This is a genomic window from Vibrio sp. 1562 (assembly GCF_033340155.1).
Taxonomy (GTDB): domain Bacteria; phylum Pseudomonadota; class Gammaproteobacteria; order Enterobacterales; family Vibrionaceae; genus Vibrio; species Vibrio alginolyticus.
Window position 1 is genome coordinate 161,896 of the sequence record NZ_JAWOVY010000009.1, and the last position, 16,120, is coordinate 178,015.

Here is a 16,120-nt window from a genome sequence, read left to right on the forward strand (position 1 = left end):
ATGCGCCCCACGAGATAAGCCAAACCTTTTGGCGGCACAACTCAAATGAATTAAACAAAAGTATCATGGTCCCTCTGACCTTGTGGCCGTACAGCGAACGCCCTACAAAAAATAATGATTTTCTGGCGGCCACCCTACTCTTCCTTCTCTTTATCCAACTGTCTTTTTTACGCTTTTACGTCATCAGTGTCTTGAACCGCTAAGCGCGCACCTTGCAAAACTAATGCTGTCAGCAAACGAACTTCTGAGGCCAACTCATCATTCCAAGCAGGCCAAATTCGAGAGATGTACGCATTACTGCCTTCGCCCGGGCTCATGAAGCCATCATTGAATGCGTCAGCCATTTTCTTCAAAGATTTCTCTTCGTCATCTACCCACTGACCGCGGCTAAAGCCCGCTTCAACACAAGCCAACGCCGTTTTCGGGAAATAAGGCAAAGGCTTAGTCATGCCTTCGAAGAATAAGCGAACTAATTCAGTCAGTAGCTGTTTGGCATACTGAGCATCGGCAATTTCTGGGTAGATCAAATGCAGCGCGCCTTCTTTACGATCGTAGCCAATCAGATGAGTTTTCTTGGCATAACCCGACGCCGACATGGCAAGGTGATCGATCCACGCTGCAAGGTAATCTTGCGCTCGAATCTTACCGCTTCGGTAGCGAATCAAACCGGATTGGTAGCATTGAGTCAGCCAACCAGTCAGGCGAACGTTTTTCTCTTCGCCTTCATTTCGCTCAAACAAAGAGTCAAACGTCAGGTCGATTTCCAAATCGTCTTGAGGCGCACCAGATAAAAACGCCAGTTTGTCCACCAGCTCTTCCGCCTGAACTCGGTTGGTTTCAAACTCGATATCACCAAACGCCCCCACCGGCAGTTTGCCTTGCGCGCGCTGTTGACTCATAAAGTGTTTAAGCACCTCTGTTTTTTTCTCTGGCTGCATCAATGTCGTTTCAAGCAAGGTTTCTAACAGCTCATCACGCATTTGATAGCTTTCCAAACCACCTAAAACAAAGGGTTCGTCGTCTTCCATCACCGGCAGTGGCGGTTCAAAGATTACTTTTAAACGACGATTGAAAAAATACTGCACAGGTAAGCGCCAGAAACGTTGCAACTCGACTAAGTAGAGCTCAAGTGGGAACGTCGCTCCTAACAGATAGTCGTCTAATGCCCGATTAAAATCAGGACGAACATAGCCTTGCGATTGACTGCTTTGAGTCAATGCCGCTGGAATCCACTCTTTCGCGTAGCTGGCGTGCATGCCTTGGAACGCACTTGGGCTAAACGGCACCATGGCGTGGGTATTCACCAACGCATTTAATAAGTTGTCGCCAGACTCATCAACGGGCAACGCTTCATCACCACTTAAACAATAGTTTTGGTGGCAGTATTCCATCAGCTCAGAAACCAGAACCGAAGGCACTCGCTCGGTATTGTCTTGGATTGAACGGCCAACATAACTGATGTAGAGCGTTTGCTGTGCCGATAGCATTGCTTCGAGGAATAGGTAACGGTCATCATCTCGGCGCGAACGGTCGCCCGGTTTGGTTCTTCCCGTCATCAAGTCAAAGCCTTCTGGCGGCATGGAACGCGGGTACACGCCGTCATTCATCCCCAGTAGACATACGGTTCTAAACGGAATAGATCGCATAGGCATCAGGGTACAAAAGTTCACTTGACCAGCAAGGAAGCGCTGGCTGACTCGTGTGCCAGATAATTTGTTTTGAAGGTATTGGCTGATGATCGACGGCGATAACGCATCATCAAATGCGGCATCAGCTAATTGCTCTTTGAGTTGGCTGAGCGTATCGCGAATGGATTTGAGTGCCATTTCGCCTTCTAACTCAACCGAGAAGAAGTCATCCAGCAGTGAAACCAAAGTCTCTCGCCAACCATCGATAGTTTGAACATGAGAAAGTTTGCTTCGATAAGTGCTAATTTGTTGGATAAAGTGTGCCAACTTGCCCGCCAGCTCTGCGCCCATGCCTTGCACTTCGTTGTACGGAGACAAACTGCCTTGCTCGGTTTCAAACAAGCCTGCGGATTCTGGCATCGCGTAGCCAAGCAACATGCGTTGAATACCAAATTGCCATGTGTTTTGACGGGTTTCCGGCAGTTCAAATTCGCGTCCGGTATTGGCGTCCAACCCCCAGCGAATTCCCGATTCCTCAACCCATTGTTTAGCTTGTAAGAAATCACCTTCGCTGAGTTCAAAACGCTTTAATATCGCCGGAGTTTCCAGAAGTTCGAGTAGTTCTGATGCCAAACAGCGCGTATTGGGTAAGTTCACCAACTGCATAAATGCGGCCAGAATTGGGCTCTCTTGATCGGCGGTTCGGTCAGAAATCGAATATGGAATAAAACGCTCACCCGGCGCGTTACCAAAGACCGCCTGAATCGCAGGGCTGTAAGCGTTGATGTCCGCGACCATCACGATAATATCGCGCGGTTTTAACGTTGGGTCAGCATCGAACATCGCCAATAGTTGATCATGCAGCACTTCCACTTCGCGCATCGGGCTGTGACAAGCGTGTAGGCTCAGTGATTTATCACCCAAGCTAACCACTTGTTTGTGATGACTGTTTTCAATCTGTTGGTCATCTTGATGTTCTTCAAGATTGAGAATATCCGCTTGCAATTGATGGAGCAGACTGTCGCGCTCAACATCAACAAAGGCTTCGATTTCATGAGATTCCAGCTGAGACAACAGATACATATTGTCGCGCCCGAGTTTACCCATGGACGCCAACAGACTGTTTCCGACCACATCGGTGTGCAGCTCATCGATCACATTATCTTCCAATGAACCTTTCAGTTGCTCAGTTTCACCTTGCACTTCCGAGTGATCGTCCTGCCACACAACGTGCTGACGATGTTTCGCCGCCAAACGAGCCAGATATTTGCGATCTCGAACTTCACCCCAATAATAACGACAAGGGTTAGTGAACATCAGATGCACGTCGATGTGTTCACCAATTGCTTTTAGCGCATCCATATAGCGAGGCGGCAACGAAGAAATGCCAAAAACAAACAAACGCTTGGGTAAATGGTCAAAATTGCAGTTAAAACTCTCTAACGTGTCGATAAAGTGCTCATAAAGGTTGGCACGGTGATAAGGAGACTGCCCTAATGACACAGTGTGATCATACAACGCTTGCCATAAGATCGGCTGCCACGGATGCTCATCTTCCAGCTCTGGCACACTCTGCCCAGCTTCCCAACTTGCGATCCATTCCGGACGATACACCAAGTAACCATCGAAAATATCGGCAATTTTCTCAGCCAGCTGATACAGCTTAGAGTGGTCAATGTCATCTTTGAGGTACTGCGCTAACGGCGAAAACACCTCTTGGTTGAGAAGCCCCGGCAGCAGATGCATCAACTTCCACGTCATCGCTTCTTTGTTAAACGCACTGCGTTTTGGCACGTCTGGCAACACCTGCGTAAACATTTCCCAAATGAAAGTAGCAGGGAGCGGAAAATCAATGTTCGCGGCAACACCAAACTCTTTGGCCAATTCCATTTTTAGCCACTGGGACATGCCCGGACTTTGAACCAGAATTTGTTCTTTTTCGAACGGGTTTTCCAGCGGACTGATTCGAATCAGTTCGACAAGGAGTGATTTAAGAACGTCAACTTGGTTGGAGTGATAAACAGTAAACAAATTGGGAATACCGAGCGCCGATTGAAACTGTTAGCTAGCTTAGCACAGCCCCATTTAAACCCGCAGTGATCTCGCGTTCGGAAAAAACAAAAGGTTATATATCACTCAAATAGAGTATGAATCTTCTGAATTTTCACATGTCAATCAAGTCTGACACTTCCATACAAAATGTGACATTCGTCGCAACTATTCCATAATAAAAAACACTGTTTTATACTCCCTCTACCCATAATTTATAAACAAACAAAAAGTATGTTTCGCAAACTGTCTTCCAACAGCGCTTGGCTGATTGCTTTTTTTGCTTGCTTTGCAGTGTACCTGTCGATCGCTTGTTATCCTTTTGTGTTGTCTAACAATCAGAATGAACCGCTAACCTTGTTGCAAGGTTACTATTTGGTTTCGACTCAATATGGCTGGCTGGGCTTGATCGCTCTTCCATTTATGTTGTTGAGTTTATTGCTCTCTTTTCTACCGACTCGAGCATTCAAAGGTATCGTGATCGCTATCGCGATCTGTCTATTGATCATGTTTAAAGTCGATATCCTCGTTTTTCAGCAATACAAACTTCACATCAACGCCCTATTAATCCGTATGTTTTTCGAAGGTGGCGGTGATGTCTTCGATATTTCGTGGATGAGTTGGCTAATCTTCATCAGTGAAATTTCCGTTCTGGTGATCGGGCTCGCTTGTACCGTTTGGGTAAGTAATCAACTGGCACAAAGCCGAGCTAAGTTCGTTTTGATCAGCGTCTGGTTTGCTGTATTGCTTAGCACGCAGATGATTCATGCGTACAAAAACGCACTTTACGACGATGAAGTCAGTCAGTTTTCGAATAACTGGCCACTTTACTACCCGCTGACGGCTCGTAAATTTATTTACAAACACGACCTAGTGGATGAGAACATTGCATCGAAGAACCGCGTAGAGTTAACCAACATTGAACGTAGCTCACTCAACTATCCGCTTGCGCCGATTCAAGTGCAAAGCAAAGAGAAACAGCCCAATGTCTTGTTTATCTTGGTTGATGCGTGGCGCTACAGTGATGCGACGCCGGAAGTCATGCCAAATGTCAGCAAGTTCGCCGAAAAAACAGTGAATTTCACACAACATATGAGCGGCGGCAACTCAACTCAAGCGGGTATTTTCAGCCTGTTTTACAGCTTGCCAGCGACCTACTGGGAAAGCTTTTACGCAAGTCAACGCTCTCCTGTTTTTATGGATACGCTGCAAGCAGAAGGCTACCGCATGGGCATTTTTGGCTCGGCACCGCTCACCAGCCCGCCACTTTCTCGCACGGTATTCAAAAAAGTGTCGGACTTGACCCTGAAACAAACTGGGGAAACAGCTGTCGAGCGCGATCAGCAGATAACAGACAAGTTCATCGAGTTCCAAAAGCAGGATAGCGACAAGCCGTACTTTGGTTTTCTGTTCTACGATGCCGCCCATGGCACAGTATTTCCCGAACCTGAATTTGCGAAATTCAAACCATACTGGGAACGCGTTGACCACATTTTGCTCAACAACGATTTTGACGCTTCGCTTTACCATAATCGATACAAGAACTCGTTGTACTACATCGATAGCTTGATTGGTGATGTGCTGAAAAACGTCGACTTAGACAATACCATTGTGGTGATTTCATCAGATCATGGTGAAGAGTTTAATGACCATAAGATGAACTATTGGGGCCACACGGGTAACTACAGTGACGTTCAAGTACATGTGCCTCTTTACGTGTACATGCCAAATCGTCAGCCAGAGCAAGTTGATTACCGCACGACCCATTTTGACGTCGTGCCAACCATGATGAATACGCTGTTTGACGTTCAAGGCACAACGAGTTCATACAGCGTTGGTCATAACTTGTTTGATAGCTCAGCCTCTCGCGATTGGTATATTGCAGGCAGCTACTACAACTATGCATTGGTCGGCAAAGAGCTGATGCTTGTGGTCAACCCTGGCGGGCACTCTCAGCAACTGAATCGCCAGTTAAAAGTCGAGAAAGAACAGAAAGTTCCTGTCGATATCATTCGTCATTCTCTGGATGAGATGTCGCGATTTTACAAAAAAGGCTAGCGTCCAACATCGACGCCGATTGAAATAAAAAAGCCTCTTGGTTGTAAGACCAAGAGGCTTTTTCCTATCTGCTATTTAAGCGTGATGAGCGTGCATCAAGCGTGGCTGAATCAACAAGTTGTTGATGTATTGTAAGGCCACATAAGAGACAACAAATGTTGCCACAATCAACTCAAGACTAGCTAAGCCTCGCACTTGTTGAACATAGTGCGCAGCCAATCCTTGCAACTCCATCCAATTCGCCATTTTAAACAGCGCCGTCGCACCGATCACCATCGGGAAAGTGAACGCCGCATAGCCTGGGCTAAATGGCAGTCTAAGCAATTTAAAGAATGCGAGGTAAATGATGGCTGTCATCAATACCGCGATACCAAATAGCATAGCGATGATCACTGGTGATGGTGTCGCAGTGACCGTTAAGTACCCTGCCAATGATAGACTTGCTGGCGCCGCCATAATTGCCATGGTTGGTTTTGCTGCATCCGGAATTTCATGGGTAAACATGAAACGGTAAATCATCATCGGCAACATGATCGCGTACGCCACCATACCAAACATCAATGCACCTTGTGCCACTGGTGCTAACATAGGGTTGCCAGAGAAAGACACATCCGCAACGATGATACCCACTGGCGGTACAAACCAACTAGGAACCATGTGGTGCAATTCAAAATCTTTGGCGCGATGGTAAACAAAGCTCACCAAGAACACGATGTGCAAAACCACCGCAATCAGCCAAAGCGCATCGCCAGCTAATGGGTAAAAATGGCCGAGAGAGTTCGATACCACCATAGTGCCCATCGCAAATGTCGGAACCACGCTGCCCACAACCGGATGAGCAAGATCTTGTCTCAACAGATGATTATGTAGCAAAAACTTGGTTGCCAATATAGCCAACAATATGCTTGCGATACCCGCACTAATCCACTGTCCGTAGCCATGTAATTCGGCGAAGTTTTCCCAACTCCAGCCCAAGCTTGCAATACCAAGAGCCAAACCCGCCATTGGAGTTGGCGCTCCCATTACTTTTGCTTTTGTTCTTTGAATCATGATGACCTCAACCAGACTCACTCTTGATGGGACGTATAATACGCTTGCACTTCGTTCCGATATATCTAATTATTTAAAACAAACGTTCAGAATTACTTAACGGTGGGGTATGGCAAGTCACATTTCTCTTAAACAACTGAAAGTGTTTACGACGATCACGCAGCACAAAACGCTCACAGCGGCTTCTGATAGTCTCTTTTTATCGAAAGCCGCAGTGAGCATGGCACTCTCAGAATTAGAAAAACAGATCGGCCATCACTTGTTTGATCGTGTTAATAACCGACTGATTTTGAACCAAGAAGGTCAAAAACTGCTACCACTGGCGGATGAGTTACTCAACCGAGCCAAAGACATCGAGAGCATTTTCGATGGTGACCAAGCGCTATCGGGCCAACTTCGCATTGGTGCCAGCGACACCATTGGCAACCAAGTCGCGCCCTATTTGCTTAGCGAATTTCGTCAGCAAACGAACCATCGTTCTCAAAGCCTGTTCATTTCTAACTCCGCACAAATCTGCGACATGCTGACCGATTACGAGTTAGACATAGCCCTCATTGAGGGCAAAACACTTCACCCTGAATTGCAGTCTACCCAGTTTAGCGAAGATGAAATGTGCGTGATTTGCGCGCCCGATTACCCAGCCGCGCACGAAGGGCCAGTAAACTTAACCGAGCTAGAAAACAGTGAATGGATATTGCGAGAGGCAGGATCTGGTTCACGCGAATTTTTTATGCGCGTTGTCGCACCGCGCTTGGAACATTGGCATGAAGCTTTTCAGCTCAATACCACCGAAGCGTTGATCAACTCAGTATCGGCAGGGTTAGGCTTAGGTTGCTTGTCACGTTTGTCTGCAGAACCTGCTATTCGTGACGGCCGCGTAAAACTGCTCGACATGCCTTTAGATATGAAACGTCGCTTCTGGTTACTGGTTCATAAAGAGAAATATCAAAGCCCATTGCTCAGAACGTTTATCGAATTTTGCCAAGATTGGGAGCGACCAACAAACCTTCCTTTGGCGGACAAATCCGCAAAGTGAAACCAAGATAGTTTAAATGCTAGTCAGTTAGTTGTACGTGTCTCTCATTCTGAGGCTTGTCGCTAGACTTGATTGGTCAAAAACTGTATAAAAAGCCAGTATCAATACACCAAATTAGGGGACCAACCATGGCTGTAATCGTCAAGTACGTGGTAGAACGCAATGGAGAAGAGAAAATGACTTTTACCTCTAAAGCGGAAGCTGACGCATACGACAAAATGCTGGATATGGCAGACGAGTTATTCTCACTGCTGGGTAAAAGTGAACTTCTAGAAGACGAAGGTAAGCAAGAAGATCTTGCAATGTTCCTTGCGCAAAACAAAGAAGAAGTGCTTTACGCTCTTGGTGCAAAACGTAAACCTGCACCAAAAAAAGCAAAGAAGCTTGAAGCTGTTGAAGAAGATAGCGAGCAAGAAGACGCTGCATAAGCCTCTCATTTGTTTAGAAAAAACGTCGCATTATGCGGCGTTTTTTTATTCCTTCCGTTTATCTCCATATATCTCTGAGAATATAAAGAACCGATTTAATATCCCAAATTGCTCTAAATTTCATGTTGCAGATTAGTGTGACTTAGATCTAGTCTAAATGGGTTCGGTGATGGGGTACCACCGGAATCGAAAGATTCGAACCGCTGTTAAAGCTAATGACTCCTACAGAAACGAAAACAGGTCAGCCCTGTTGGAAGTGCTTTCGCTTATGTTGTGAAAGCGAGAGTTCTGTAGTGAGCAATTCAACTCTTCTCCAACCCCGCTCCTGTTTTCTCAAAAATTAAAAAGATATCCAAAATAGTTGTTAACTCAACAAGGCAACAAACGCATGAACCTCCTGAACATAGTTTTCTATTTGATGGAGCGAATAAGAGCAGTCAACGCCGTTGAGTCTGACAAATAGGCTGGATATCGTACACTGGGAAAACACTATGCAATACTCACACGAAATCCAATCAATGTGCCCGATTCAACGCGGCGATCTTCATGCATCTGCACCGATCCCTGTCGAAGGCGCAATGATCAATCCAAAAGACGTTATCGCGATTTCTGGTCTTAGCCACGGCGTTGGTGCTTGTGCTCCTCAACAAGGTGCAGCAAAACTGACTCTTAACGTCAAAAACGGCATCATCGAAGAAGCTTTGATCGAAACGATCGGCTGTTCAGGCATGACTCAATCAGCCGCGATGGCCGCAGAAATCCTAACAGGCAAAACTATTCTGGAAGCACTGAATACCGACTTGGTATGTGATGCTATCAACGTCGCGATGCGCGAAATCTTCCTTCAATTTGTTTACGGTCGTACTCAATCTGCTTTCTCTGAAGGCGGCTTGGAAATTGGTGCGGCACTGGAAGACCTTGGTCAAACTCAACGCAGCCAAGTGGGTACTAGCTACTCAACTAAAGCAAAAGGCGTGCGTTACATGGAGTTAGCTGAAGGCTACGTAACAAAACTCGCGCTAGACGAAAACAAAGAAGTGATTGGTTACCAATATCTCAACCTCGGCAAGATGATGAAAGCCATCAACGAAGGCGTATCTGCTGCAGAAGCCGCAGACAAAGCAACGGGGACTTACGGTCGTTTTGACGAAGCCGTAACGACCATCAACCCACGCCAACAATAATTGCCACCAAGAGGGAAGAGATTATGAACACTCCGATTACTGAATCTGTACGTCGCACATTAGACGAAATGCAACTATCTTCTCTGGAAGAGGCTTACCAATACTGTATGGATCGTGGTATCGACCCAAAAGCATTGGTGATGGACACTCAACCTATCGCGTTTGAAAGCGCTGCCGATGCCTACACACTGGGCACTGCTTTGGCGATTTTCCGCGGTGCAAAAACAGCAGAAGAAGCGGCAAACATCATCGGTGAAGGTCTTCAAGCCTGCACAAAACCGGGCAGCGTAGCGCAGCAGCGCCAAGTGGGTATCGGTCACGGTGCATTGGCGGCTCGTCTATTGAATGAAGAAAGTGGCTGTTTTGCTTTCCTTGCCGGTCATGAGTCATTCGCAGCGGCAGAAGGCGCAATCAAAATCGCACTTAACGTGAACAAATCACGTAAAAATCCGTTGAAAGTTATCCTAAATGGTTTGGGTAAAGACACCGCTTACCTCATCTCACGCATCAATGGTTTCACTTACGTACGCACTCAATACAACTACCAAACTGGTGAGTTAGTGGAAGTAGAACGTCGTCGATTCTCGCAAGGTCCACGTGGTGAGATCCTTTGTTACGGTGCAGACGATGTGCGTGAAGGCGTGGCTATCATGCATAAAGAACAAGTGGATGTGAGCATCACAGGTAACTCAACCAACCCGACTCGCTTCCAACACCCTGTAGCAGGTATCTACAAAGCGGAACGTAACCGTGAAGGCATGCCTTACTTCTCTGTGGCATCAGGTGGTGGTACTGGTCGTACTCTACACCCAGATAACGTGGCGGCAGGTCCTGCCTCTTACGGTATGACCGATACCATGGGTCGCATGCACGCCGATGCACAATTCGCGGGTAGCTCTTCAGTACCTGCACACGTAGCGATGATGGGCTTCATCGGCATGGGTAATAACCCAATGGTAGGTGCAACGGTTGCACTTGCAGTAGAGGTCGGTGAGCTAAGTCTCTAAATCGATTTATCGCTTTACTATCTAAAGCCAGTAAATCCAACAAACCCAGTGTAGGGGGAGTGACTTCGGTCCTCCCCTTATTTTTGTTGCCTTGATAGTTAATCAATGATTTGCGACACATTTCTCATCAGACAAACATATCTCTAAAAAGACAAAAGGTATCCATCTACAGACTTTATCTATTTCCCCTCTTTAAACTCCCTAGCACTCTCATTATGATGACTGACAACTTAATTATTTCTTGTCAGTGAACAGACGAGACACAAGACTCAACACATGGAGATCAACTATGGCTTTCTTCTCTCTAGCCTTTGGTACGGCAACTAAAAACCGCGACGGCAAAATCATCGAAGCGTTTTTCCCAAACCCAGTTCTTAACCCAAGCGAAGCGCTTGTTAACGCACTAGCAGCAGTAGCAGGTTACGAGCAAGGCAACCAAGCTATCGAGATCTCTGCAGCACAAAGCGCAGAACTAGCAGCAGCATTTGAAGCAAACGGCGATGCAGCAAACGCATCTTTCGCAGCAAAAGCAGCAGAATCAGCACAACCACTTGTACTGGTTATCCTTGCCACTGACGAGCAGCCACAAAGTGTTGCTGAAGGCTTCCTAAAACTTCAACTTATCTCTAACCGTCTAGTTAAGCCACACGGCACAGTACTAGACGGGATCTTCGGTCTACTGCACAACATCGCATGGACTAACGAAGGTCCAATCGATCTACCTGAACTAGCAGAGCGTCAAATCGAAGCTCGCCTAGCGGGTCGTGCACTAAGCGTAGATTGCGTAGACAAGTTCCCTAAAATGGTGGACTACGTGGTACCAACTGGCGTTCGTATCGCTGATACTTCTCGCGTACGTCTTGGCGCACACGTTGGCGAAGGCACAACAGTAATGCACGAAGGCTTCATCAACTTCAACGCGGGTACAACAGGCGTGAGCATGGTTGAAGGTCGTATCTCTGCTGGCGTAGTGGTTGGTAACGGCTCTGACATCGGCGGCGGCGCATCTATCATGGGCACACTATCTGGCGGCGGTAAAGTTGTAGTTTCTATCGGTGAAAACTCGCTACTAGGCGCAAACGCAGGTCTTGGTTTCCCAATGGGTGACCGTTGTACTATCGAATCAGGTCTATACGTAACCGCTGGCTCTAAAGTGCGCATGCTAGATTCTGCAGGCCAAGAAGTAGAAGTAGTGAAAGCACGCGATCTTGCAGGTGTTTCTGACCTACTGTTCCGTCGTAACTCTGTAACAGGTCAAATCGAGTGTCTTGCTAACAAGAGCGCGGTTGAACTGAACAGCGAACTGCATAAAAACAACTAATTCATTCGTGAATTAGCCCTACGAAAAATCCCCCAGCAGGAAACTGTTGGGGGATTTTTTAGCTTACAGCAAAATGCGTGATTACTGATTTAAAAAGCTGACCGCTTTATCTGGGAAATCAGTAAACAAACCATCCACTTTTACTTGGTTGTAGTACACATCCATCATGCCTTCAAAGCTGTCAGTGTACGCTGGAATGCGTCCTGGATCGGCGCGGAACGTGTATGGATGCACTTGCAAGCCAGCGTCTTTTGCAGCCTTCATCAACGGCTTGATGATGATATTATCTTTGGTTGACTTATCATCCACCAGCATCGGCTTCCAAGGTCCAATTCCTTCCGCGTAACTCGCTACTTTCTTCATTCCGTCGGCTTCGAACATCCAGTCATAACTGTATGGTGTTGCCTTGTCGCCTTTGTACACCATAGTTTCGTTCCAGTCCGTGTAAGCCATAAGCTGAACGAGCTTTAAGTCCATGTCCATTGCAGGCATGAGTTCACTGTTGATGCGTTGAAGTTCATTCGCATCAAAACACTGAAGGTAGACTTTGTCGTCTTGAGAGCCATAACCGTACTGCTTCAAGACTTTAAGTACTGCTTTAGAAATGTCCTTACCTTCATGACGATGGAACCAAGGCGCTTTAATTTCTGGGTAAATACCTATGTCATAACCCAGCGTTTTGTTTAAGCCTTGGATCAGCTCAATCTCTTCAGCAAATGTCGGCACGGTGAAATCAGATTTCCACATAGGGAATCGGGTTGGATAGCCCGCTACTTTGTTGCCTTTCTCATCGATATTAAAGCCTTCAGTTACTCGCAAGGATTTGATTTCCGCCAGAGTGAAATCAATCGCGTAATAACGACCATCTTTACGTGCACGATCAGGAAAACGCTCCGCAACATCCGTTACGCGATCGAGATAATGGTCATGCAACACGACCAACTGGTCATCTTTCGTCATTACCACATCTTGCTCTATGTAGTCAGGTTTCATTGCGTAAGCAAGTGCTTTGGCTTCTAGCGTGTGCTCAGGCAAGTAGCCCGATGCACCACGATGCGCAATGACAAGCGGCTTCGCAATCGCACCAGCAGAGAGGCTAAGTGCTAAAAAAGTAAGACATACTGACTTTGTTTTCATTGTTATTTCCTTGATAAAGCGAAGAGGCAGTATTCCACTGCCTCTTTAAATAAATATTACGCTAGCGCTTCCTTCTCGCGCTCTTTTTGCTCGTGGTGCGCACGTTCACCTAAGAAGGCGTACATCAAACACACGATAGAAGTAATACAAGAACCCACTAAGATGATAAAGCCACCATCCCAGCCAAAGTGGTCTACGGTGTAGCCCAAAATCGCGTTTGCGGCAACTGCCCCACCTAGGTATCCAAACAAACCAGTAAGACCAGCGGCAGTACCTGCCGCTTTCTTCGGAGCGAGTTCAAGTGCGTACAAACCGATCAGCATAACCGGACCATAGATTAGGAAGCCAATTGCAATAAGCGCCATCATATCTACTGTTGGGTTGCCCGCAGGGTTAAACCAATAAACCATCACTGCAACTGTCACTAACACCATAAATAAGATACCAGCAGGTGCACGACGACCTTTGAACAATTTGTCAGAGATCCAACCACACAATAGTGTTCCTGGAATGCCAGCCCATTCGTATAAGAAATAAGCCCATGACGATTTATCTACCGAGAAATCCTTCGCTTCTTTTAGGTAAACAGGTGCCCAGTCCAGTACGCCGTAACGAATTAGGTAAACAAATGCGTTTGCAATTGCAATCGACCAAAGAAGTTTGTTATTGAAGACGTATTTGAAGAAGATTTCCTTCGCTGTCATTTCTTGTTCATGGGACTTGTCATAGTCATCTGGGTAATCGTCTTTGTATTCTTCAATAGGAGGCAGACCACAAGACTGAGGGGTATCGCGAACCGTCATCCAAACAAACACAGCAACCAACGTGGCGAAAAATGCAGGAACATAAAATGCAGTGCGCCAATCATCGTTAAATGCCCACAGGCCAAGAATAAATAGTGGACCAATCAAGCCGCCACCCACGTTGTGCGCCACGTTCCAAACCGAAACGATCTCACCACGCTCTTTACGTGACCACCAGTGCACCATGGTTCGGCCACAAGCAGGCCACCCCATCCCTTGGAACCAACCGTTCAAGAAAAGCAAAATGAACATCGCAGTGACGCTACCAGTCGCCCATGGCATAAAGCCAAAGCAAAACATCACTAATGCAGACATCAATAGGCCGCCACTAAGGAAATAGCGAGGGTTGGAGCGGTCTGAAACGCTGCCCATTAGAAACTTAGAGAGACCATATGCAATGGAAACAGCTGCCAAGGCGACACCTAAGTCTCCGCGGCTAAAGCCTTGCTCGATAAGATAAGGCATCGCCAAACTGAAGTTTTTACGAACTAGATAGTAACCGGCGTAGCCAACAAAGATACCGATAAAGAGTTGCCAACGGAGGCGAGAGTAGGTGCTATCGATGCTGCCAGGGGACAGACGATCAATGTGCGCCTTAGGTTTGAATATTCCAAACATAGGAACCTCATTATTTTGTATGCGATGGTAAAAACACAAAAGGAGCGAACGAAACAAAATAAATCTTCGTTCGAAAGTTCATGAATTGTATGGAGTTAGGATTTTATTTCTGTGACAAATGTTGCACATGAATTAAATATAAGTAAATACAGTAAATTATATGAGCATTAATTAGATCATCGTTCAACTTTACTCAAGATTCGTTAATATTAAACTGATGTTCAAACCCCTCACTTTAGCATTCCAATTCGAAACCTTTGAAACAAAGGCTCGAATTAGAACATAAACTAACCGTAAAAAGGGCGATTTACGCCTGCCCTACTCGCTCCGAACCAACTAATAACTAAAAATCTGAAAAACGATCACGTTTAGCATCAAACGAAATAAAAAAAACAATTTTTTATTTGAATACAAGCCGAAGCAATGATTCACAAACACAAGACATTAACAGCGTTTATTCTCTTCTCAACTCATCCTATTGGTATCAATGGGATGACGATTTTTTCTAAAAGTCCAAACATGACTGCGTATTTTTATATCACTGCTAGCCCTTGATACATTTGACATCCTCCTACTCCTTTAGGGTTAACTGCTACACAAGTTCTGTGTAATAAATCTCCAAGCACGTAGCAGCTTCACAAAACTCCTCTTACCAGTTGTGCATTCTTTTTCACATCGGTAATTTGAGCGCTCTCAACACTGGCCTCGTGACAAATAAATTATTTTCGTTGTGTTCTTTTCCGGTTAAAAGATGCGCCATTTAACAAAAACGAAGACTTTGATTAACAAATTTATGCTCAAACGCTCATTTTTAACGCTCGTTTGTTTTCGCAAACGTTTATGTATGCACAATAGTATCGTGCTAGACAGGCAAAAATGATCAAAGGACTTTTAACATGACAACGAACAAACACCCCTCTCTGCTCGGAGAATGTTTGGCCGAGTTTATCGGTACAGGACTACTTATTTTCTTCGGCGTAGGCTGTGTTGCAGCCTTAGTTCTAACAGGCGCATCATTTGGACAATGGGAAATCAGTATTGTATGGGGCTTCGGTGTCGCCATCGCTATTTACTGTACGGCTGGCGTCTCTGGTGCACACATCAACCCTGCCGTTACCATCGCACTTGCTATGTTCCATGGTTTTGATAAGGCGAAAGTGGTGCCATACATTATCGCTCAAATGCTTGGGGCATTCTGTTCTGCTGCATTGGTATACAGCTTATACAGCAACCTTTTCACCGACTACGAAATCGCTCATAACTTCGTTCGCAGCAGCCAAGATGCACTAGCAACTGCTGGTATCTTCTCAACCTATCCGCATGCCTCCCTCTCTTTCTTTGGTGCTTTTGCTGTGGAATTCGTTATCACTGCTGTGCTGATGTTTGCGATTCTGGCTCTGGGCGATGAAAATAACGGCGCAGCACGTGGCGCAATGAACCCTCTATTGATCGGTATTTTGATTGCCGTCATCGGTGGTTCACTTGGCCCACTAACAGGCTTTGCGATGAACCCTGCTCGTGACTTTGGACCGAAGCTGTTCGCTTACTTCGCAGGTTGGGATTACGCTCTGACAGGTGCTAAAGACATTCCTTACTTTATCGTGCCTTTACTTGCTCCGATTGCAGGTGCGTGTTTTGGTGGTTGGTTGTATCCAAAAGCGATTGCCGCTTACCTTCCACAACAAGGCCACGGTTGTACGATTCCAAACCAATGTGAGACGGAAGAAGAAACAGAAGAAGCTAGAGCTTAAAACTGACGTAACTCGAACATTTACTAAAATATAAATAACGAAACAAAAGG

Annotated in this window: 11 protein-coding genes and 1 riboswitch; of the genes, 7 read left to right on the top strand and 4 right to left on the bottom strand. The window is 46.0% G+C overall.

Features of this window, described 5'->3' with window-relative positions; genetic code table 11:
- Positions 1–167 precede the first annotated feature (167 nt).
- Positions 168–3,659, bottom strand: a complete 3,492-nt coding sequence (gene recC, locus R7Z49_RS12045; RefSeq protein WP_318111689.1) for an exodeoxyribonuclease V subunit gamma — start codon at positions 3,657–3,659, stop codon at positions 168–170.
- A 252-nt stretch (positions 3,660–3,911) separates the two neighbouring features.
- Here recC and R7Z49_RS12050 point away from each other — a divergent pair, with 252 nt between their 5' ends.
- Positions 3,912–5,735, top strand: a complete 1,824-nt coding sequence (locus R7Z49_RS12050) for a DUF3413 domain-containing protein (RefSeq protein ID WP_042521370.1) — start codon at positions 3,912–3,914, stop codon at positions 5,733–5,735.
- Positions 5,736–5,810: 75 nt separating this feature from the next.
- Here R7Z49_RS12050 and R7Z49_RS12055 read toward each other — a convergent pair whose 3' ends face one another.
- Entirely contained in the window at positions 5,811–6,785 is a 975-nt protein-coding gene (locus R7Z49_RS12055) for a TDT family transporter (RefSeq protein WP_005391714.1), read from the bottom strand.
- A gap of 109 nt (positions 6,786–6,894) precedes the next feature.
- Here R7Z49_RS12055 and R7Z49_RS12060 point away from each other — a divergent pair, with 109 nt between their 5' ends.
- From R7Z49_RS12060 to dapD, 5 genes are all read left to right on the top strand, one after another.
- Positions 6,895–7,821 carry a LysR substrate-binding domain-containing protein gene (locus R7Z49_RS12060; RefSeq protein ID WP_054577570.1) on the top strand — a complete coding sequence of 309 codons (927 nt, stop codon included), beginning with the start codon at positions 6,895–6,897 and terminating at the stop codon, positions 7,819–7,821.
- Between the two features lie 128 nt (positions 7,822–7,949).
- Complete coding sequence (locus tag R7Z49_RS12065; protein WP_005380208.1) at positions 7,950–8,249, top strand: YebG family protein; 300 nt, start codon at positions 7,950–7,952, stop codon at positions 8,247–8,249.
- Between the two features lie 156 nt (positions 8,250–8,405).
- Positions 8,406–8,481: riboswitch (Fluoride riboswitch) on the top strand.
- Between the two features lie 259 nt (positions 8,482–8,740).
- Complete coding sequence (locus tag R7Z49_RS12070; RefSeq protein WP_005386501.1) at positions 8,741–9,433, top strand: iron-sulfur cluster assembly scaffold protein; 693 nt, start codon at positions 8,741–8,743, stop codon at positions 9,431–9,433.
- Positions 9,434–9,456: 23 nt separating this feature from the next.
- Positions 9,457–10,440 carry a GGGtGRT protein gene (locus R7Z49_RS12075; protein ID WP_318111690.1) on the top strand — a complete coding sequence of 328 codons (984 nt, stop codon included), beginning with the start codon at positions 9,457–9,459 and terminating at the stop codon, positions 10,438–10,440.
- A 289-nt stretch (positions 10,441–10,729) separates the two neighbouring features.
- A complete protein-coding gene (dapD, locus tag R7Z49_RS12080; RefSeq protein ID WP_042521367.1) occupies positions 10,730–11,761 on the top strand; it encodes a 2,3,4,5-tetrahydropyridine-2,6-dicarboxylate N-succinyltransferase in 1,032 nt (343 codons plus the stop codon).
- Between the two features lie 81 nt (positions 11,762–11,842).
- Here the strand turns inward: dapD and glpQ are convergent, their stop codons facing one another.
- On the bottom strand, positions 11,843–12,898 hold the full coding sequence (gene glpQ / locus R7Z49_RS12085; protein ID WP_005380201.1) for a glycerophosphodiester phosphodiesterase: 1,056 nt from the start codon (positions 12,896–12,898) through the stop codon (positions 11,843–11,845).
- A gap of 56 nt (positions 12,899–12,954) precedes the next feature.
- Entirely contained in the window at positions 12,955–14,319 is a 1,365-nt protein-coding gene (gene glpT, locus R7Z49_RS12090) for a glycerol-3-phosphate transporter (protein ID WP_005380199.1), read from the bottom strand.
- Between the two features lie 896 nt (positions 14,320–15,215).
- Between glpT and R7Z49_RS12095 the strand changes: the two genes are divergently transcribed.
- The gene (locus R7Z49_RS12095) at positions 15,216–16,070 is read left to right on the top strand and encodes an MIP/aquaporin family protein (RefSeq protein WP_005380195.1); all 855 of its coding nucleotides are present in this window, start codon (positions 15,216–15,218) and stop codon (positions 16,068–16,070) included.
- Positions 16,071–16,120 lie beyond the last annotated feature (50 nt).